Source organism: Methanothermobacter sp. (assembly GCF_049720995.1).
GTDB lineage: Archaea > Methanobacteriota > Methanobacteria > Methanobacteriales > Methanothermobacteraceae > Methanothermobacter.
Genome location: NZ_JBNASF010000027.1, coordinates 1 through 18804 on the forward strand (window position 1 = coordinate 1; position 18804 = coordinate 18804).

An 18804-nucleotide genomic window follows, 5' to 3' on the forward strand; every position below is an offset into this window, starting at 1 on the left:
GTTTAACCCAACCGATAATTTAAGGACTCATTCTGCCAGAAGACCAGAAGTTTAACCCTAACCCAGCATATCAACCGGTGCTGCAAGCCCCCACAACATCCCATATCCTGAACTCAGCTACGCCAAAGCCCCAAGAATATTCCCTGTACAGGCATGATATCTGATATGGGGATAAAGGCCAGAAGGTTTTTAAGGATTTCTGAAGCACCAAAGCCCCTTTAAGGGTAATTGGCACGCCGCAGGTAGATTTATGCAGAAACCTGGATTAAAGCGGTTAAAATGATAAGAATATAAAATTCAGGTTTCACATCATGCTCCCTTCTCCATCCCCTGGCCAGAAGAGCCCCCATCACTGCAATGCCCGGGACTGGTACCACAGTTGCAGAAGACCCGCCTTCCATGCTGTCTTCATGATACCTGATGAGAGCATTGAGGACGTATTCCATTGTGCTCCTTAAACCCATACTCAACGCCTTCATGATACCTGATGAGAGCATTGAGGGGCTCTCTATTCAAGGTATCCTGTTGGATCCTCAACACCTGCAAGTCTGAAGGCCCTCCTCCTCCTCATACAGGACTCGCAGACACCACAGTGGACCTCACCTCCACTGTAGCATGAGTAGGTTAACTCGAAGGGCAGACCCAGAGCGGAACCAACCTCAACGATCTCCCTCTTGGTCATGCCTATAAGTGGTGCCCTCACCTCAACGCCCCTCAGCGTACCTATGCCCAGGAGCCTGTTGAATGCATCAAGAAACTCAGAGGAGTTATCAGGGAAGGTCTCGGCCTCCTCAAGATCCCACCCCACGATAACAGCATCTGCATCCAGGGCCTCTGCAAAGGAAACGCCAATGGCTGTGAAGACTATGTTCCTACCGGGTACCCAGACCCTCCTTGCCGTCTCAAGGCACTCCTCCCTATCATCAAGATCTGCAGGTGATGGTATCTCACCCCCCGCTGTGAGGGCAGAACCACCAAGTCTTCCAAGCCATGGGAGATCAATGGTTGTATGCTCAATTTCAAGGTGCCTCGCAAGTTTCCTGGCGTGTTCAATCTCCATGGCAGCACTCCTCTGGCCATAATCGAATGTTAAAGCGTGGATCTCATATTCAGATGCCAGCAGTGCTGTTGCAACTGCAGAGTCCATGCCAGCTGAAAGTATGCTGATCGCCCTACTCATCAGAATCCTCCCTGTGTTCCACCGGTATGGTGATTAACATTATCATCTCAGACCTTCCTCTATCAATGTTATTCTCCATCATTTTCCTCCATGAAGTTTCTGAACTGTTTTTCCGCCATTTCAATGACATCCCTGAGGGGTATCCCTGTTTCAAGGGATATTCTCCTTGCATCCTCGTATTCTATCCTTGCATTCATGACCCTTGACCCCAGGAAGCCAACCTTGAACCTTGCCCTTCTTCTACCCTTTATATCAACCTCGGCCTCAATGACCCTCCTCTCAAGGACGCCCCTGTGAACCTGGGGGAATATCCTCACGCCAAGGGTCCCGGTCTCAGAGAATAGGCGTTTAAGTATCATTTCATGGTCATTTTCCCTGCATATAACCCTTATTAGTTGTCCAGGACGGTTTTTCTTCATTATAACGGGTGTGAGTGTCACATCGAGTGCCCCTGCATCCATGAGGCTCTCGAAGAGGTTGCCAAGGACCTCACCGCTAAGGTGATCCACGTTGGTCTCAAGCAGCGTTACCGTGTCATGGTGCACCGCCTCCGAACCCCTCACCACCCTCAGAACATTAGGGAAGTCTGGATCCATGTCCCCTGCACCGTAACCTGTGGCCTGGATCTCCATTGGAGGGTAGAACCTCCTGTATTCCCTTACCATGTTAACAAGGAGCGCGGCGCCTGTGGGTGTTGCAAGCTCCATCTCAACCGGGCCTCCGGTCACAGGAAAACCCCTGAGTATCTCAACAGTGGCCGGTGCAGGGAGAGGTATCTTTCCATGGGCACCGCTCACTGTCCCTCCCCCAAGCGCCACAGGTAATGTGTAGACGGTATCCCTGTGAAGGTTGAGGTCAAAATAGGCAAATACCGTCCCCAGGACATCTGCAACTGCATCTGCAGCTCCAACCTCATGGAAGTGGACCTCATCCAGTTTCAAACCATGCACCGTGGCCTCTGCCTGTGCCATGGTATGGAAGACTGCCCTTGCCATTGATAGCATCTCCCCATCAATTGATGGGTTCTCTATCCTCTCAAGGCGTTTTAAAAATTCCATGTAGCCTATGCTCAGGGATTCGTCTGTCCTCACATCCACATGGGTTGCCCGGAGGCCTGACCTCTTAACCTCTGACACCTCCACGCTGGCCCCGCCAAAGTGGGATGCTGCCTCCTCCATGACCTCCGCTGTACGCTCAGGGTGGGCCCCCAGGTCTATGAGGGCCCCCACCATCATGTTACCTGATACCCCTGCAAGCTGGGGGTCTATGACCGTTACCATTCAAGCACCGTTCGGATCACTCTGGTGGTGAATTGACTATTATTCTCCTTATGGGTATCTCTATTATGGTGTACTTCTCATCACCAAGTTCCCTGCTGAACCTCGCCACTATGGGGTCAACGAGCTCCTCGTCAACCACCGAGCATACCAGGACCGCGTCCCTTGCATAGTCATGTATGAGTGAGATTGCTGATTTGGGGTCCTCCTTGATTGAGAATCCCTTCCACTCTGTTGGGGAGACACCCTTGTATTCAACTATGTAGAAACCTGTGACGCCCTCATCTGCCAGTATGTTCATGACGCGACCAAGGTTCTCAACCTCCACGAATACCCGTAGATGCACCTTCATTAATATCACCCTATATAGATATGTGGTGTGTAGATAATAAATCTGATGAGGAATAAAATGGTGCCGGTACCGGTGTCTGGATGATCCCACTGAGAAAAGGTGCCTATATCTGAAGGTGAAACCCTTGAATGAAAAGTTAAATCTTAACGGTGCAGAAATTGTAATCGAATCTGATCTTGTGAGGGTGAGGGCAGAACCAGGCCTTGTAATTGCCTCCAGAACCATCAAAATGTCCTCTGAGGTTACCCTTGAGATTTCAGGGCCCCCTGAGGTTGCATGTGCCGGTAAAGTGCTCTCGGTATTCTCTGCTGGAGATTTCCCCCATGTAATTGTGGTTTGTGGGGAGCGGTGCGGTGACCGCATACCTGAAATCCTGCAGCTTGCTGTGAGTGAAGTAACATCAGCCCTGGGGTTACTCAGAGAAATCCTGGAGCCCCGGGTAACCGTGGTCTCCATGACCGGTGATGATGGATTCAGTGCGCCTGACCTGAGGAAGTCCATCAGGCTTTCATCTCAGAACATGCTCCTTGAGGGGCCTGGGGTTGAGGAACTCCTGGCGGGGCATGGTGTGACAGCTGATGCCATGATCGATGCTGGCATGGAGCTAGTGGTTGGGGTTGAGGTCACGGATGAACTGAGGGAGAGGCTGGGGTCAGAGATAAAACGTGCGCTGGGGGATCTGAACGTCCGCGTGCTCCTCGCCGCGGCACTGCATATTGAGGATGACATCAGAAGAAGGAGGATACTTGGAGTGGACCTGACAGATGATCCCGCCTACCTCTACAGCGATGAGGTGATCGGGATGGCGGTTGCGAATCAGGTGGCCGGCACCAAGGCAATATTCAACTTCAAACGCTACGATGAGGAGAAACCCGGGGTGATAGGGGAACTCGGACCCATGGTGGATGATGCGGTGGCGGGGCTCATAGCAGGCTGCATGTCAAGGCTTTTTGAGTGATGGTGGTTTTTAATGGATTTTCTGAGGAAATTCGCTGGTCTCATATCATTTTCAACTGTCTTTCCTGTGGGTTCAGATGCCACCGTTGAGGAGGTGGCCTCCATCACACTCCACTGGCCACTTGTTGGTGCCCTGATAGGGGCCGTTGTGGGTTCAGGAGGTCTTCTAGCGTCACTCATACTCCCCTATCCCGTGGTTGCCTGTGTCGCCTATGCCCTTGCCATATGGTTCACCGGCTTCCACCACCTTGATGGCCTCATAGACATGGGGGATGCCCTCATGTCCCATGGAAGTTTCGAGAGGAAGATAGAGATAATGAGGGATCCCCGTATCGGTACCGGTGGACTGGGACTTCTCATCATAGTCTCCTCACTGACAGTGGCATCAATATACTCCATTCCATCAGATATCATATTCCAGGGCCTTTTAATTTCAGAGGTCTCTGCAAAGATATGCCTGACAGGCTGTGCACTGGTCTCAAGGCCCCTTGACAGTGGTACGGGAAGGCACTTCATAGCTGCAGCCAGGAGCCCCCTGATCGCCCCTGTGTGGGTTATCTGGTCAGCCGCAGCCTACCTCTTACTGGGGATCCCTGGGGCTGCTGGTGTTGCCGTGGCTGCTGCCTCGGGAGTATTCATGGGATTCACTGCAAGGAGAAACTTCTACTGGAGCACAGGTGATGTTCTTGGTGCCTCAAATGAGATTGGGAGGATGATGGGTCTCCTGGGAATTGTTGCAGCCATCCAGTTAACATGATTATTATACTGATTTATGGAGGTCATATAATGGATATCAGGGTTTTAAGGTTAGGTCACAGGAGGTCAAGGGATGCAAGGATCACAACACACGTGTGCCTCACCGCAAGGGCCTTTGGGGCATCTGAGGTTATACTGAGCGGTGAGGAGGACCCGAAACTCATGGAGGGCGTCGATGATGTTGTTAAGAGGTGGGGCGGACCCTTCAGGGTGGGTTACAGGAGAAACTGGCAGGGCGTCATTGAGTCCTGGAAGCAGATGGGTGGGGAGGTTGTGCACCTCACAATGTACGGGCTTCCTGCGAGGGACGTTATACCCGATTTAAGGGAAAGTCCAGCAGGTAAACTCGTGGTGGTTGGAGGTGCCAGGGTCCCCGGGAAGGTCTACAGGCTTGCAGATTACAATGTTGGGGTGACGAATCAGCCCCACTCGGAGGTTTCATCCCTCGCGGTCTTCCTCCACATGCTCCTTGATGGGGGCGAATTCGACCTCAAATTTGAGAACCCAATGATAGAGGTTGTGCCCCAGGCCCATGGAAAGAAGCTGATTGAGAGGGGAGGTGATATCGATGATCAGGGTGATAGATAACCTTGTTGTAAGGGAGATTCTAACAGGTATAAGGAGGAGGGGGATTGACCCCGCCGGTTTCAGGAAGGGGCTCTCTGATATAGGCCGTTACATGGCCTATGAATTCGCAGATACCCTCAGGTGGCGTAATGTTGATGTTGAAACGCCACTGGGGGTTGCCTCGGGTGTTGAGATCACAGATAGAAGCAGGATCGTTGTGCTGAGCATCCTCAGGGCATCATTACCATTCACAGAGGGCGTTATGAGGGTCTTCCCTGAGGCAGAACAGGGTATTGTCGGGGCCTGCAGGTCCGATGATCCCCCCTTCAATGTTTCAGTCGACTATCTGAGGGTCCCTGAACTGGATGGTAAGGTAATGGTAATAGCAGACCCCATGCTTGCAACCGGTAACACGATTATGGGGATACTTGAGGCTCTTGAGGCACACGGCACCCCTGAGAGGACCGTCCTCTTCAATGTTATATCCTCAAGGCCCGGCATTGAGAGGATCCTTGAAATGGATATGGAGGTCTACACCTGCAGTGTTGAGGATGAACTCAACGACAGGGGCTACATAGTCCCCGGGCTGGGGGATGCCGGGGACCTTGCATTCGGACGACCATCAGAATAGATAAAAATAGATGGCCATGGTGGTGCCAGTCACCTCCCACCACCGGAACAGCTAACAATGAACCGATCAGGGACCAGCCACAATACCAGTACTCCAATGACAATACTGGGTGTGTGGGGACCCGCAAGGATCAGCTGCAAGGCCACAATACCAGTACTCCAATGACAATATCAGAATGAACCTATCCCGGACGAAGTAATGGCTGGATTAACTGATCATCAATCGTGGACTGACCTTCCGCCGGCTGCCGCCACTATACCCGGTATCCCCTCAACCCTGAGCTCAAATATGGCCTCCATACCCTCCTCCTCGAATGCCGCGATTCTCCTTGATTTAATACGGCTTGTGAGGAGTGCTGCAACAGGTGGTGTTACAATGAAAACCGCCCCAGCATCACCGAGTGCCCTGACGGTTTCATCCTTAAGTTTTCCCTTACCTATGTGGACCAGCACCCCCCTTGATGCCAGGTAGGGCATGCTCTCCTCTATGTCCTCCTTGTTGCTGCTTGTGGGGGCTATCCCCGCCGGACTTACGGCCGTGTGCATTATCGCAGCACCCCTCACATCAAATGGCTCCTCACCCCTCTTAAGGGCATCCACAAGTTTAGGGAGCGCGGCATCCCTTCCGGTGTATATGATGCCATCTATGATAACACTGTCTCCGGGACTGAGCCCCCCAAGTTCACCTCTGGTTGTGGGTGTAGATATCCTCATAATTACCACCATCCAGAATCCATTCTTTAACCAGCTGCAGATATCCTCATAATTACCATCAGGAATCCACTTTAAGTTTCAGGATCTTCAATATCTGGTTTTAAATCCCTAAATAAGGGCTTTGAGATCATCAAGGAAGAGTTCAATGTGCTCCACCTTGATGTGGGGCATGACAACAACCCTTATGGCTGGTGGGCATGCTGATACAGAGACAGCCCATCCCATCTCCTCGAGTCTGGAGGCAAGTTTCTCTGGACTCATGGATGGGTGATTGAATGCGACTATGTTGAGTTCCGGTTCAATTACCGGTTCATAGCCCAGATCCTTAAGGCCCTCATTCAACCTGGAGGTCACAGCCATCACCCTCAGGGCGAGTTCACGGTACCCGCTGCGTCCCATGTGCCTGAGGACCGCCCATGTTGCAGCTGCAGAGGCCCCCGTCCTTGTGCCGACTATCGTTGACTGCTGCTTCTCTGTGAGGTAGGGGGTCTCTATGCTCATGGCATCGAGGTAGGTTTCGTCCCTGAAGAGTATGCAGCCACTTGGTATCGGGGCAAGGCCCATCTTATGGGGGTCTATGGTGATGGATGAGACACCCGGTAGTTTAAAGTCAAATTCAGGGAGTTTGAAACCTGCATCCCTTAAGAAAGGTATTATGAATCCCCCGAATGCCGCGTCCACATGGAGATGGACGCCCTCCTCAATGCAGATATCTGAGAGCTCCGCTATGGGGTCTATCCTCCCGAGTTCAGTGGTCCCTGCAACCCCAACGATGGCCACGGTGTTATCTGATATCATCTCCCTGACAGACCCCACATCAACACGGTAGTCCCTGTCCAGCTCCGCCTCCCTGAGTTCAAGACCCATTATATCCGATGCCTTTCTGAAGGAGAAATGGGCGGATTTAGGGACGATTATCTCGGGTTTATCCGCTCCCGCCATGTTCCTGGCAGCCCTCATGGCCATGAGGTTGGCCTCGGTGCCCCCTGTTATTATGTGGCCAGCTGCAGCGGGTTCTGACAGGAGCTCCCCCAGCATCCCTATAACACAGGATTCCAGCTCCCTGGTTCCCCTGAAGAGCCCTGGGTCGCCAAGGTTGGACTCCAGGAAGTCACAGTAAACCCTCCTTGCAAGGGGGTGTGATGATGTGCACATGGATCCAAGTATTCTGCCTGAGGTGTAGGTCATGTCCCTTGACCTGAATTCCTCAAGAATTTCGAGGACCCTTTCCTCAGGGAGGCCCTTTTCATCCATTTTTACGCCCAGCAAAATTATGTGAAAAAAGGTTTTAGAGAAGTTTTCTTGCCGCCTTAAGGAGTAGTCTCTGTTCTGCCCTTGCAACCGTCTTCCTAACCTCGGCAACCGCATCTGTGTTGGCGGATACACTGCTTATCCCGAGCTCCACCAGTTTCTCAACTATCCGCGGGATGCTTCCTGCCTGGCCACAGATGCTGGTTTTAACCCCGGCCTCATTGCATTTCTTTATAACCCTCTCAATGAGTTTGAGGACCGCAGGGTGACCCTCCGTGTAGAGGTCTGCCACGTGCTCGTTGTTTCTGTCTATTGCAAGGGTGTACTGGGTGAGGTCATTTGTACCGAAGCTCACAAAGTCCACACCCTCTGCAATGAAGTCCTCGATTATAAGTGCGGCTGCAGGTGTCTCCACCATGATACCGAATTCAACGTCCCTGTGGGGCCTGAGACCCGCCTCCTCTGCTATCCTCTTGGCCTTCCTGAGTTCATCAGGGTGCTGTACGAGGGGTATCATTATGCCTATGTTGGTGTAGCCCTGCTCATGGAGTTTCTTTATGGCCCTGAACTCTGCCCTGAGGATCTCCGGCTCATCCAGCTCCCTGCGTATACCCCTCCAGCCCAGCATTGGGTTGTGTTCGTAGGGTTCATTCTCACCACCCTCAAGGGTTTTGAATTCATCTGTGGGGGCGTCAAGGGTCCTGTACCATACGGGGCGTGGGTAGAATTCATCTGCAACCTTGAGGATGTTCTCTGCGAGGATCCTGACAAGTTCATCCTCACGTCCGTCCTCTATGAACTTCCTTGGGTGGACGCCGGTTGTGAGCATCATGTGTTCGGTCCTCAGAAGTCCAACACCATCTGCACCTGTTGCTGCGGCCTTCCTTGCAGCCTCGGGCATGCTCACATTAACCTTGACCTCTGTAACCGTAAGTATGGGTGATTCCACGGTCACGGATTCCGGGGCAGACTCCTTCTTCTCCTCCTCCACAACGCGGCCCTCGTAGACGAGTCCCTTATTACCATCGATGCTGACAACCTGGTTCTCACTGAGAACCCCGGTTGCATTGCCTGTACCAACAACACAGGGTATTCCAAGTTCCCTTGATACTATCGCAGCATGACAGGTGACACCACCCTCATCTGTTATTATACCGCTGGCCCTCTTCATTGCAGGCACCATGTCAGGGGTTGTCATGACCGTGACCAGGATGTCGCCAGCCTGTATCTTGTCCAGTTCATGGATCTCCCTTATTATCTTGACCTTGCCTGATGCAAGGCCAGGGCTTGCCCCGAGACCCCTGAGTATCACATCCCTTGATTTGACCTCTCCTTCCTCCACGGCTTCCCCTAGGGTTGTTATGGGCCTTGACTGTAACATGTAAACCTCCCCATCCATTATGGCCCATTCGGTATCCTGTGGTGAGCCATAGTGATCCTGTATCCTTCTGCCCATCTCTGAAAGGGCAGCTATCTCCTCATCAGAGAGAACCCTCCTGTTTCGAAGTTCAGGGGGGACCTCCTTTTTCACTGTCCTTCCATCCTCCCTTGTGAACATCACGTTCTTCTCACCAACAGTGAACTCAAGGAGTTTACCTGTGTTCTTATCAACCCAGTAGGTATCGGGGGTCACTGAACCTGAAACAACAGCCTCACCGAGACCCCATGACCCCTCAATGAGGATCTTATCCTCCCCTGTTGATGGGTGGACAGTGAACATGACCCCTGCCTTTTCAGCATCAACCATCTCCTGGACAACAACCGCTATGTAAACCCTGGAATGGTCGAAGTTGTTCTCCTCCCTGTAAAAGATGGCCCTTGCCTCGAACAGGGATGCCCAGCACTTCCTGACATAATCCATGACATCCTCGGCGCCCCTTATGTTGAGGAAGGTGTCCTGCTGACCAGCGAATGATGCCTCGGGGAGGTCCTCTGCTGTGGCTGAGGAACGTATGGCAACGTACATATCATCCTTTCCTATTCTCTGGCAGAGTGCATTGTATGATTCTATTATGAGTGTCTGTATATCCTCGGGTATCTCTGTGGATGTTATTATATCCTTTATCTCAGCGGATACCCTCTGCAGTTCCTTTGTATCATTGACGTCAAGGCTTTCAAGCATGTCCATTACAATGGGCTGTAGTCCCGTGTCTGTCATGAACTTGTCATAGGTTGCCGCTGTCACCACGAACCCCGGGGGAACCGGTATGCCCGCCTGTGTAAGTTCACCCAGGTTTGCACCCTTTCCGCCGGCGATTCCCACATCATCCTTACCGAGTTCCTCAAAAAACGCCACATACTTAACCATTTTATCCCCTGAACTAGTTGGTGTCTTAAAAATGTGAATGTGAAAAAAAATTAGAATTTTATTTTACGAGTTCCTCGCCCCTGTCAATCACAATCCTGCATGGAACAGGGAACTTCATTGCAGCCCTTCTTAGAGCTTCCTTGGCATCCTTGAAGTTCTTCTTGTTTGTCTCGATTGTGATTATCTTCTGGTTTTTCTTAACAAGGGCCACAGTGCTCACCGGTTTCCCGAATGCCTTCCTCATACCGTCCTGGACACGGTCAGCCCCTGCCCCTGTCGCCATGGGGTTTTCACGGACTATGTGATGGGGGTAGACCCTTATCTTGAGGTGGTAACCCATCCTACCGGCCTTCCTCTGCATGTAACGGTTTGAGGCTATCCTGGCTGCCTCCAGGGCATTGTGGGTTATCTGGGTTGGTGCCTTAACAGCAACGCTCAGTGAAATCGGGAATTCAGCTGAGAGGTTACCCATATCATATTGAACTATCTTTGAACCTGGAATCTTCTTGATGTACTCTCTTCTTGTGTATGCACGAACCATGAATAATCCTCCTGTAATCATGTCCATGAGAATAACTATGAAATGAGTATCTCGGTAACCATTAATAAATATTGTCTTGAAAGCCAAACAGTTAATAAATCCAACCTGAAAAATATAAGGATACATATAATTAGCAGGGATGGTTTTTAAAAGTTTCCATGGTGTCATCATGAAGATAGCCATAACCGGTAAGGGTGGGGTGGGCAAGACAACCATAGCCGGCACCCTTGCCTGCATATTCTCTGGGAAATTCAGGGTCTTTGCCATTGACGCCGACCCCGACATGAACCTTGCATCCAGCATAGGTATAAGTGAGGAGATAACACCCATATCCCGGATGAGGGACATTATAAGGGAGCGGACTGGAGCAGAGCCAGGTTCATCCTTTGGTGAGGTTTTCAAGCTCAACCCAAGGATAAGTGACCTTCCAGATTCACTCTCCATCCAGCACCCCCGACGACCCAGCCTCCGGGTGATGGTGATGGGTACAGTGGAGCATGGTGGTGATGGGTGTGTCTGCCCTGCCTCAGTGCTCCTCAAGGCCCTGCTCCGTCACCTGATACTCAGAAAGGATGAGATGGTGATCCTTGACATGGAGGCCGGAATAGAGCACCTTGGAAGGAGGACCGCAGAGTCCGTTGATCTTATGGTGGTGGTTGTTGAACCCGGCCTCAAATCACTTGAAACAGCATCCCGGATAAAGAAACTCGCAGCCGATATCGGGGTTAAGAGAATAATGGCCATAATCAACAAGGTCTCGGGAAAGGAGGATGAGGAATTCATGCGTGAAAGGCTGGAGGCGGCTGGAATTGACGTCCTTGGCTGTGTACCCTCGGATAAAACCGTTGTGGTGGCTGACATGAGGGGCGAGCCCCTTGCAATGCATCCAGAATCGGCTGCCTTCAGGGCCATAAGAGAAATCTCCGAGAGGATAGCCTCAATGGAGAGCTAAGTGGAATGAGAGTATAGCGTCAGTATGGAGGACTGGAATGAGGATATCAGTAACCATAGAAGCGGAATACGAATCAGGGGAGGAAGCCAGGATAGTTATGAAGGCACTCGAACCCGAAAACAGATCATACGTTGAATCTGAAATTGAAGGATCAAAGGTAAGATTCACCATGGAATCAGATTCCATCGGAACAGCCCTGAACACGGCAGATGACCTCATATTCTCCGAGATGATAGTCGAAAAAATGATGGGCTTTAAATCAGAGAATGAATGAACCGGTTGAATCAGAAGCATGTGGTGATTGGATGAAGTTCAAACTTAAGGGAATAATAAAACTCAGCAAAGAGGTTCCAGAGGCAGAAAAGGACATTGAAGAGTTTCTGAAAGAGGCGGAAAAAGACCTTCTCAGGAGGGGAGTCCCTGAGGGTCAGGAGGATGAGGCTTCACATGTAAAATCATGGGAGCTCAGTGGAGACACACTGAAAATTGAGATGGAATCAGGAAGACGTGTCAGGGCCCATGATGGTCTTCTGAGACTCAGAAAGCCCCTGGGACAGCTCCTTGGGCCCCGCTACAGGGTCGGTGTGAGGGGTGTGAAGGTGGAGGACTACACACTTGAAATGGATGCCCCTGGGGTATCAGAAATCCCAGGCCTCAGGGAGCTGCCATTCGTGGAGGACGCAGATATCTCAGAGAACACCATAAGGGTGAGATTCCAGCCCCTTGATGAGTCAGACCTCAGGAAACACGTTGTGGACAGGGTCGTGAAGCACGCCCTCGGCCTCGTTGAATCCTCACAGGACCTCACAACCAGGGTCACAAGGGCAACCCCCGGTGAAATAGTTGCAAGAAGCGAAAAAAGGGAGTTCTTCTTTGATGGAGACCCCACAGAGGAGGCCATGAGACTAGGGTGGGTTAAAAAATTTCCAGGGCGTGGACAGTGGTTCTACGGGCCCCAGATAACCGCCCTGCACCGTGCCCTGGAGGAGTTCCTGATTGAAAGGATAGTGAAGCCCCTGGGATTCGTTGAGTGCCTCTTCCCAAAACTCATACCCCTTGATGTTATGAACAGGATGAGGTACCTTGAGGGCCTGCCTGAGGGGATGTACTACTGCAGCGCACCAAGCAGGGACCCTGAAACCTTTGAGGAATTCAAGAATCAACTCATCATAAACAGGGAGGTGCCCATGGACCTCCTCAAGAGGGGTCTGAAGGATCCGGGGTACGTAATTGCACCGGCCCAGTGCGAACCATTCTACCAGTTCCTCTCACATGAGGTGGTGAATCTGGATGACCTCCCCATAAAGTTCTTTGACAGGAGCGGCTGGACCTACAGGTGGGAGGCAGGGGGAGCCAAGGGCCTTGACAGGGTCCATGAGTTCCAGAGGATAGAACTTGTATGGCTGGCATCCCCCAGGGACACCGAGGAGATACGCGACCGCACCGTTGAACTCTCATATGACGCCGCCGATGAACTGGAACTTGAATGGTACACAGAGGTGGGGGATGACCCATTCTACCTTGAGGGCAGAAGGGTTGAGGAGAGGGGAATAGAGTTTCCTGATGTCCCCAAATATGAGATGAGGCTCTCACTACCAGGTCAGGAGAAGGGAGTGGCGGTTGTATCTGCCAATGTCCACGGGACACACTTCATTGAGGGATTCTCAATCAGGGAGGCCCGTAACATGAACATATGGACCGGATGCACAGGTATAGGTCTTTCAAGGTGGATATATGGTTTTCTGGCCCAGAAGGGCTTTGAGACTGATAAATGGCCGGAGTTCATAAGGGAGCGGGTTGAAGGTGTTGAGGCCCCCCGTATAGTTACCTGGCCCGGCAGGGATTGATCCGAGGTGGTCATTTGAACTGTGACAGACACCCTGAACGTGAAGGTGTGGCATCATGCATCATATGCGGGAGGATACTCTGCGAGGAGTGCCGTCTGAAGCTTGGAGGGAAGAATTACTGTGAGAGGTGTGCCGATAAACTGTTCAGGGAGCGGGTTGAGGTCGGTGAAGAGAAAAGGAAGGGAATGGGTCTAGGGGTTAAGATACTCATTGCCATCATCATAATCCTGGCTATCCTTGCTGTTCTATCATACCTGATTTACAGTGTGTACCTTGCACCATACTATGGCAGCTCTGAAAACGTGCTCAGGATACTCATGAATGACCCTGAGAGGATAATCAGATTCCTTGGGACAAGGATATCCACCTAAACCCTCCTGGGGTATCTGGGTTCCCTGAACTCTATCATGAATGATGTGCCCCCGGCCGACTCAAATGTGAGTGTCCCGTCAAGCTGCTCACAAGGCCCCCAACAAGATCCAGGCCAAGGCCCGCGTTTTCCTTAAGGCTGAAGCCCTCTGGAAGGCCCCTCCCATTATCACTGACCCTGAGAAGGAAGGCATTACCTGTATCCTCGAGGGATACCCTGATGGTTCCGCCATCATCGAATGCATGCCTCAGGCTGTTTGATACAAGTTCATTTAGAATGAGTCCCAGCGGGACTGCCGTTTCAATGCCGAATTTCACATCAACAATGTCCACCTCAATCTGGACACCGGACCTGTGCATGTCGCGCAGGTAGGATATGAGCCTTTCTGTGTAGGATGCAAAGTCTACTGTGCTGGCCTCTGGATTGGAGAGAAGGAGCTCATGGACCAGGGCCATCGCCCTTATCCGAAGCTGCAGAGCCCTCATGAGTTCACAGAAATCCTGATCCATTCCCCGTGCCTGGAGGTTTATGAGGCTTGAGATGATCTGAAGGTTATTCTTGACACGGTGGTGGAGTTCTGATAGGAGTGTCCTGTTGGCCTCGAGTGACCTTCTTGCTGTCTCCTCTGACCTCTTTATATCGGTGATATCCTCAAAGATTCCCAGGAAATACCCATCAATCCTTCTTATGAGTACCCGTATCTATCCACCCCCCTGTCTTATCATGAACTCCTGACTTTTTCTGAAATCTGCAAGGTCCTTGTGGAGTCACCTATAAATCTGTTGTCTGCCGGTTGCCTGAAAATCTCCAGGATGGTGGGATTCGACTACAGTATCTTCCCATCGGCATCCATGAGGACCACCCCAACCGGGAGTTCCATGAACAGTGACCTGAACTTCCTTTCACTGATCCTCAGTGACTTCTCCTTATCACTCAGTGATCGCAGGTAGAGGCGCAGAACCGCAAAAAGAAAAAGTGATGTCAGTAGTATGAAGAGGGATCCCTTGATGATTGAGAGCTGGACAAGCAGAGGGGGCTTTGCTATGAGATATAGGATGTGGTCTGATGAGAGTATCCATAGAAGGCTGAAGATTGCATAATAGAGTGCTATCCTGAGCGCATCTCTCTCGGGATCCATATATACTGTTATCTTCAGGGGTCCTAATAATTTTTGGGAAAAGGTGAGTTCTGATACCGGAACATCAGTGAAATGGGAATAGAAGAAGCAATCCAGTCAAATCCAGAATCCCAGGTGCCCTGAAAGGATAGTTAAGGGAAACAACCATGGTGGATTCTGAGGAGGTTATTCCTCTGAATCCTCCGCAGTCTCTTCCTCCCTCTTCTCAAATACATCAGAAAATTCAACCTTACTGACACCCTCAATGTTCTCCCAGATGTCCTTCGCTATCCTGAACCTTGTGAGGGTAACATCCATGTAGGGCCTGTTATCAAATCGTGTCATCTCATCCATGCAGATCCTCACACGTCCATCATCTATTTCAACCTCTGTCTTGTCAATGTCCATGTTCTGGGAGGGGTAGTGGAGCTGGATCATGCTCTTTACCTTTTCAACATCATCTTTGATTATCTCCTTAACCTTCAGATCGTATTCGAGGGTTTTACCTGCAAGTTCATGGTTGAAGTCCACCCTCACGCGTCCACCCGAGACGTTAAGGACCCTGCCCTCATGTCCCTCAACGGTCAGTGGCATCCCCGGGTAGGGCTTTATTCCCTGCCTCTTGAATTCACCCATGGGTATGAGCTGGACAAGTTTAGGGTCCCTGTTACCGAATGCGTCCTCCGGTTCAATCTCAACGTGTTTTTCCTCGCCTTCCTCCATTCCAATAACGGCCTCGTCAAGACCCTTTATGAGGTGTCCACCTCCAACAACGACTGGTATGGGACCAAAGGTCTTCTTTATCTGAAGTCCGGCCTCCTTAGCCACTTCCTCGTCTGTTGTGTCAAAGACCTCACCGGTCTCCTTGACCTTGCCTGTGAATTCAATTTTTATAAAGTCTCCTTTATTCACTGCCATATCTCTAGCCTCCTGTGTGGTATTCTATCCTTAAATTCTTCAAGGATCTCTTTATCCTTAAATGCAAGAATTCGAATTACAGATGGATAATTTTCTATATATTTATGGACCAGTCCCTTATGAACCTTTGCCTCAAGAACCGAGATTATGCGCTGCCTGTGGTGTCTGCTGAATGATGGGGGTATGGCCTCCTCGACCTCAGCAAGTGAACGGTATGGTCTTTTCCTTACGATTGCAGATGCTGTTACATCATCGAAGAGGTTGAGAACCTTAAGTTCATCAATTTCAAGGCTGTTTGCGTTTCTGAGTATCCCTGTCGAGAGCCTCAGATCATGCAGGGGTGCCCTTCCCTCCGAGATTTCCCTTTCAAGGACCTCAACCGTCTCAGGGGGAAGCATATGTGTGACTTCACCAATTTCGCCCCTGGATACTGCATCCCGTATTCTGGTTCCGCTCACACCCTCAAGTCTCCTTATGAACATGAACCTGTTTCTGAAGTTGAATCCAATCCTCCCGAGGGCCCCCGCAAGGGATGTTATGACATAGTTGTCCTCCTCAAGTTTACCCTCAAGTACGGTCTCAGAGGTGTCAAGGTCCACTATCCTGTAGGGCCTTGGCACAACCCTGTGGCCCCTTCTGATCCTTTCAAGGACCTCATCAAATCCATCAACCGGCCTGTAGCCGCGGGGTATCCAGTCAGTATCGAGGGCCCTGAACATCCTCGCAAGGCAGATGGAGTACTGACCTGAACCCATAACACCCATTGGGGGGCCCTCCACCACTATATCAGCCCCCGCCCTGATGGCTATCTCTGCCCTTGCCTGGCGGGTCATTATGTAGGGTACGCCCCTTCCACTCCTCTCAAGGGGCCCCGGTATGATAGCCACAAAGAGGGCGTCTGGTCTGAGCTTCCTGGCCTCCAGCATGCAGTGCCTGTGGCCCCTGTGAAAGGGTGAGTACTCTGTGAAGTCTGCCATGATGCCGGGTTCAGATGCATGGTCACCGTATTCCGGTTTATTAATAGCATCCGCCCTGATGAGTTCAAGGTCCCTCTCAATTACACTCCCTAGAAATTTCTCTGAAGGCATGTTAATTAATATAAAGCCGGGGGTAAATAATTTAAGTGGATGATAGCATGCCAGTTGACCTCTTCATTGAGAACTGCAGAACCGAGAGGGGAACCTTCAATATAGGTGTTGATGATGGTAAGATAGTGAAGATAACCCGTGGGAGAATTGATGCATCTGAGAGGATTGACCTTCGGGGTTATCATGTGCTCCCTGGGCTCATAGATGCCCATGTGCACTTCAGGGACCCTGGGCTTGAGTACAAGGAGGACTTCAGGACAGGTTCAATGGCCGCAGCTCATGGAGGCTTTTCAACAGTTATCGACATGCCCAATACACTTCCACCCACCGACACAGCATCTGAGTTCAAGAGGAAAATAGAGATAGGTGAGCGTAAGAGCATAGTTGACTTTGGCCTGCATGCGGGTTACTCTGACCCCTCAGAGATTGGGAAGATACTCGTATATGGTCCGGCATCATTCAAGGTCTTCATGGAATCCACCGGGGTCATGGAACTTGACCTCCTCTTTCAGAGGTTGAGGGAAATCGGCTCATCTGTACCTGTAACCGTCCACTGTGAACACAGAGAACTAATAGAGCATTCATTAAAGGATCTTCAGAGAAGCAATGACCCCTTCACCTATTCACTTGCAAGACCGCCCCTTGCAGAGGAGGTCTCAGTTTCGGAGGTCCTTGCAGTCTCACACCATCACCAGCACCCTCTGCATGTATGTCACCTCAGCACCAGAAGGGCCCTTGAACTCATTGAGCCATTCAGGGGGCATGTGACGTGTGAGGTTACACCCCACCACCTCCTCCTGAACTCCAAGTACCTTAAGAGGTTCGGTACCCTTGCAAAGACAAATCCTCCCCTTAGACCAGCTGTTGAAGGTCTATCTCCATCACTTCTGGATCGTATCGATATCATTGGCACTGACCATGCGCCTCACACCATCCCTGAGAAGGAGGAGGGTGTCTGGGATTCCCCGCCAGGAATACCTAACCTTGAGGTTGCACTTAAACTTCTACTCACCATGGTAGCGGAGAAGAGGATATGGCTTTCAACCATCAGGAGGATGCTCGCTGAGGGGCCCGCGAGGATCTTCGGGTTGAGATCTAAGGGATTCATAGTTGAGGGTATGGATGCAGATTTCACCGTTATTGATATGCGGCGGGAGGGTGTTATAAGAGGTGATGAATTTTACAGCAGAGCTCATTACACTCCCTTTGAGGGTTTCAGGTACCGCGGGGAAGCCGTGATGACCCTGGTTGGTGGGGAGGTTGTTATGGATGATGGTGAGGTCTTTAAACGCAGTGGAAAATACATAAAATCCGTTTATATAGAAAAGGATGAGAAAAGGATATGATTATCCTCTTCTTGAAATTAATGAACCCGCTGCCACAGTTATAACCCCCATAACAAGTGCAAATATGGGGATTCCTGTTGGTTTCATTGGAATTTTATGATGGGGGACTGGTGATGGTCCTGGTCCTGCTTTATCTGTGACATCTATTTTAACGTATGAGGTATCGTTGGTCTCTACTTGTGAACTTGAACTCACAGTTGCCGTGTTGATAAAGGCCCCTCTCCTCACCATCTGAACTATAATTTCAAGGATGGCTTTTTGACCCGCTGGAAGATCACCTATGACCCATGTTCCAGCTGCATGGTTGTAGGATCCTGCTGTGGCTCTGGAGGATATGTACCTCATTGAGTCAGGAAGTATGTCCCTGATTGTGGTGTTTAAAGCCGTGTCTGGGCCACTGTTTATTACTGTGATGATGAACTTCACATTCTGTCCCAGGCGTACTGCTCTCCTGTCAGCTGTCTTCTTAATTTTAAGATTAGATGCTGGCTTGACTGTAATAGTTGCAGTGGCGTTCTTATTAGGATTCGGGTTGTATACATCACTGGAAACATTCGCCACATTATCTATGTTGGTGTTACTTATCACAGCCCTAGCTATAATATCCAAGGTTGCCACAGCACCCTTCACCAG

The 18804-nt window shown here is 50.8% G+C and carries 22 protein-coding genes; 9 read left to right on the forward strand and 13 right to left on the reverse strand.

The genetic code is table 11. The annotated features are described in order from the left end of the window. Positions 1-248 precede the first annotated feature (248 nt). From ACPLJI_RS07770 to ACPLJI_RS07785, 4 genes are all read right to left on the reverse strand, one after another. Positions 249-446, reverse strand: a complete 198-nt coding sequence (locus ACPLJI_RS07770) for a hypothetical protein (protein WP_424741222.1) — start codon at positions 444-446, stop codon at positions 249-251. Between the two features lie 62 nt (positions 447-508). Then, a complete protein-coding gene (gene queC, locus ACPLJI_RS07775; protein WP_424730158.1) occupies positions 509-1180 on the reverse strand; it encodes a 7-cyano-7-deazaguanine synthase QueC in 672 nt (223 codons plus the stop codon). Positions 1181-1248: 68 nt separating this feature from the next. Continuing rightward, positions 1249-2460: a nickel pincer cofactor biosynthesis protein LarC gene (gene larC / locus ACPLJI_RS07780; protein ID WP_424730159.1), complete on the reverse strand. Its 1212-nt coding sequence runs from the start codon at positions 2458-2460 to the stop codon at positions 1249-1251. 16 nt (positions 2461-2476) lie between these two features. Next, a complete protein-coding gene (locus tag ACPLJI_RS07785; protein ID WP_013296284.1) occupies positions 2477-2809 on the reverse strand; it encodes an MJ1244 family protein in 333 nt (110 codons plus the stop codon). A 115-nt stretch (positions 2810-2924) separates the two neighbouring features. Here ACPLJI_RS07785 and cobZ point away from each other — a divergent pair, with 115 nt between their 5' ends. From cobZ to upp, 4 genes are read left to right on the forward strand one after another with little or no spacing between them, the layout of a single operon-like run. After that, positions 2925-3767 carry an alpha-ribazole phosphatase CobZ gene (gene cobZ, locus ACPLJI_RS07790; RefSeq protein WP_424730160.1) on the forward strand — a complete coding sequence of 281 codons (843 nt, stop codon included), beginning with the start codon at positions 2925-2927 and terminating at the stop codon, positions 3765-3767. A 12-nt stretch (positions 3768-3779) separates the two neighbouring features. Then, complete coding sequence (cobS, locus tag ACPLJI_RS07795; protein ID WP_013296286.1) at positions 3780-4523, forward strand: adenosylcobinamide-GDP ribazoletransferase; 744 nt, start codon at positions 3780-3782, stop codon at positions 4521-4523. Positions 4524-4549: 26 nt separating this feature from the next. Then, positions 4550-5110 (forward strand): tRNA (cytidine(56)-2'-O)-methyltransferase, encoded by a 561-nt coding sequence (locus ACPLJI_RS07800; RefSeq protein WP_424730162.1) that lies wholly within the window; start codon positions 4550-4552, stop codon positions 5108-5110. Beyond that, positions 5091-5720, forward strand: a complete 630-nt coding sequence (gene upp / locus ACPLJI_RS07805; protein WP_424730161.1) for a uracil phosphoribosyltransferase — start codon at positions 5091-5093, stop codon at positions 5718-5720. Before ACPLJI_RS07800 ends, upp begins: the two co-directional genes overlap by 20 nt. Positions 5721-5938: 218 nt before the next feature. Here upp and ACPLJI_RS07810 read toward each other — a convergent pair whose 3' ends face one another. The 4 genes from ACPLJI_RS07810 to rplJ form a co-directional block, all read right to left on the reverse strand. Then, a complete protein-coding gene (locus ACPLJI_RS07810; protein WP_424730257.1) occupies positions 5939-6436 on the reverse strand; it encodes a fumarate hydratase C-terminal domain-containing protein in 498 nt (165 codons plus the stop codon). Positions 6437-6541: 105 nt separating this feature from the next. Continuing rightward, a complete protein-coding gene (gene mfnA, locus ACPLJI_RS07815; protein WP_424730256.1) occupies positions 6542-7687 on the reverse strand; it encodes a tyrosine decarboxylase MfnA in 1146 nt (381 codons plus the stop codon). A 34-nt stretch (positions 7688-7721) separates the two neighbouring features. Then, a complete protein-coding gene (gene ppsA, locus ACPLJI_RS07820; RefSeq protein WP_424741223.1) occupies positions 7722-9992 on the reverse strand; it encodes a phosphoenolpyruvate synthase in 2271 nt (756 codons plus the stop codon). 58 nt (positions 9993-10050) lie between these two features. Further along, complete coding sequence (gene rplJ / locus ACPLJI_RS07825; protein WP_013296292.1) at positions 10051-10533, reverse strand: 50S ribosomal protein L16; 483 nt, start codon at positions 10531-10533, stop codon at positions 10051-10053. A 169-nt stretch (positions 10534-10702) separates the two neighbouring features. Between rplJ and ACPLJI_RS07830 the strand changes: the two genes are divergently transcribed. From ACPLJI_RS07830 to ACPLJI_RS07845, 4 genes are read left to right on the forward strand one after another with little or no spacing between them, the layout of a single operon-like run. Further along, the gene (locus ACPLJI_RS07830; RefSeq protein ID WP_147671474.1) at positions 10703-11485 is read left to right on the forward strand and encodes an AAA family ATPase; all 783 of its coding nucleotides are present in this window, start codon (positions 10703-10705) and stop codon (positions 11483-11485) included. 37 nt (positions 11486-11522) lie between these two features. Beyond that, positions 11523-11759, forward strand: a complete 237-nt coding sequence (locus ACPLJI_RS07835) for a KEOPS complex subunit Pcc1 (protein ID WP_424731617.1) — start codon at positions 11523-11525, stop codon at positions 11757-11759. Positions 11760-11790: 31 nt separating this feature from the next. Then, entirely contained in the window at positions 11791-13332 is a 1542-nt protein-coding gene (gene serS, locus ACPLJI_RS07840; protein WP_424741224.1) for a serine--tRNA ligase, read from the forward strand. 14 nt (positions 13333-13346) lie between these two features. Continuing rightward, on the forward strand, positions 13347-13703 hold the full coding sequence (locus ACPLJI_RS07845) for a hypothetical protein (protein ID WP_424730189.1): 357 nt from the start codon (positions 13347-13349) through the stop codon (positions 13701-13703). A 34-nt stretch (positions 13704-13737) separates the two neighbouring features. Here the strand turns inward: ACPLJI_RS07845 and ACPLJI_RS07850 are convergent, their stop codons facing one another. The 4 genes from ACPLJI_RS07850 to ACPLJI_RS07865 all read right to left on the reverse strand — a co-directional run bounded on the left by ACPLJI_RS07850 (position 13738) and on the right by ACPLJI_RS07865 (position 16825). After that, positions 13738-14403 carry a sensor histidine kinase gene (locus ACPLJI_RS07850; protein WP_424741226.1) on the reverse strand — a complete coding sequence of 222 codons (666 nt, stop codon included), beginning with the start codon at positions 14401-14403 and terminating at the stop codon, positions 13738-13740. Between the two features lie 125 nt (positions 14404-14528). Beyond that, the gene (locus ACPLJI_RS07855) at positions 14529-14840 is read right to left on the reverse strand and encodes a hypothetical protein (RefSeq protein WP_424730379.1); all 312 of its coding nucleotides are present in this window, start codon (positions 14838-14840) and stop codon (positions 14529-14531) included. A gap of 165 nt (positions 14841-15005) precedes the next feature. Then, positions 15006-15737 (reverse strand): peptidylprolyl isomerase, encoded by a 732-nt coding sequence (locus tag ACPLJI_RS07860; protein WP_013296298.1) that lies wholly within the window; start codon positions 15735-15737, stop codon positions 15006-15008. Next, a complete protein-coding gene (locus ACPLJI_RS07865) occupies positions 15728-16825 on the reverse strand; it encodes a nucleotidyltransferase family protein (protein WP_424730378.1) in 1098 nt (365 codons plus the stop codon). The genes ACPLJI_RS07860 and ACPLJI_RS07865 overlap by 10 nt, the downstream gene beginning before the upstream one ends. Positions 16826-16872: 47 nt before the next feature. Here ACPLJI_RS07865 and pyrC point away from each other — a divergent pair, with 47 nt between their 5' ends. Then, the gene (gene pyrC, locus ACPLJI_RS07870) at positions 16873-18171 is read left to right on the forward strand and encodes a dihydroorotase (protein ID WP_321211093.1); all 1299 of its coding nucleotides are present in this window, start codon (positions 16873-16875) and stop codon (positions 18169-18171) included. Here the strand turns inward: pyrC and ACPLJI_RS07875 are convergent. Further along, on the reverse strand, positions 18172-18804 hold a 633-nt coding region (locus ACPLJI_RS07875; RefSeq protein WP_424741225.1), incomplete at its 5' end, for a DUF11 domain-containing protein.

Coding starts and splice junctions, on each gene's coding strand:
- pyrC (WP_321211093.1), top strand. CDS start 16,873: ATGCCAGTTGACCTCTTCATTGAGAACTGCAGAACCGAGAGGGGAACC.
- rplJ (WP_013296292.1), bottom strand. CDS start 10,533: ATGGTTCGTGCATACACAAGAAGAGAGTACATCAAGAAGATTCCAGGT.
- ACPLJI_RS07835 (WP_424731617.1), top strand. CDS start 11,523: ATGAGGATATCAGTAACCATAGAAGCGGAATACGAATCAGGGGAGGAA.
- upp (WP_424730161.1), top strand. CDS start 5,091: ATGATCAGGGTGATAGATAACCTTGTTGTAAGGGAGATTCTAACAGGT.
- cobS (WP_013296286.1), top strand. CDS start 3,780: ATGGATTTTCTGAGGAAATTCGCTGGTCTCATATCATTTTCAACTGTC.
- ACPLJI_RS07770 (WP_424741222.1), bottom strand. CDS start 446: ATGGAATACGTCCTCAATGCTCTCATCAGGTATCATGAAGACAGCATG.
- mfnA (WP_424730256.1), bottom strand. CDS start 7,687: ATGGATGAAAAGGGCCTCCCTGAGGAAAGGGTCCTCGAAATTCTTGAG.
- ACPLJI_RS07855 (WP_424730379.1), bottom strand. CDS start 14,840: ATGGATCCCGAGAGAGATGCGCTCAGGATAGCACTCTATTATGCAATC.
- ACPLJI_RS07785 (WP_013296284.1), bottom strand. CDS start 2,809: ATGAAGGTGCATCTACGGGTATTCGTGGAGGTTGAGAACCTTGGTCGC.
- ACPLJI_RS07830 (WP_147671474.1), top strand. CDS start 10,703: ATGAAGATAGCCATAACCGGTAAGGGTGGGGTGGGCAAGACAACCATA.
- ACPLJI_RS07865 (WP_424730378.1), bottom strand. CDS start 16,825: ATGCCTTCAGAGAAATTTCTAGGGAGTGTAATTGAGAGGGACCTTGAA.
- queC (WP_424730158.1), bottom strand. CDS start 1,180: ATGAGTAGGGCGATCAGCATACTTTCAGCTGGCATGGACTCTGCAGTT.
- serS (WP_424741224.1), top strand. CDS start 11,791: ATGAAGTTCAAACTTAAGGGAATAATAAAACTCAGCAAAGAGGTTCCA.
- larC (WP_424730159.1), bottom strand. CDS start 2,460: ATGGTAACGGTCATAGACCCCCAGCTTGCAGGGGTATCAGGTAACATG.
- ppsA (WP_424741223.1), bottom strand. CDS start 9,992: ATGGTTAAGTATGTGGCGTTTTTTGAGGAACTCGGTAAGGATGATGTG.
- ACPLJI_RS07860 (WP_013296298.1), bottom strand. CDS start 15,737: ATGGCAGTGAATAAAGGAGACTTTATAAAAATTGAATTCACAGGCAAG.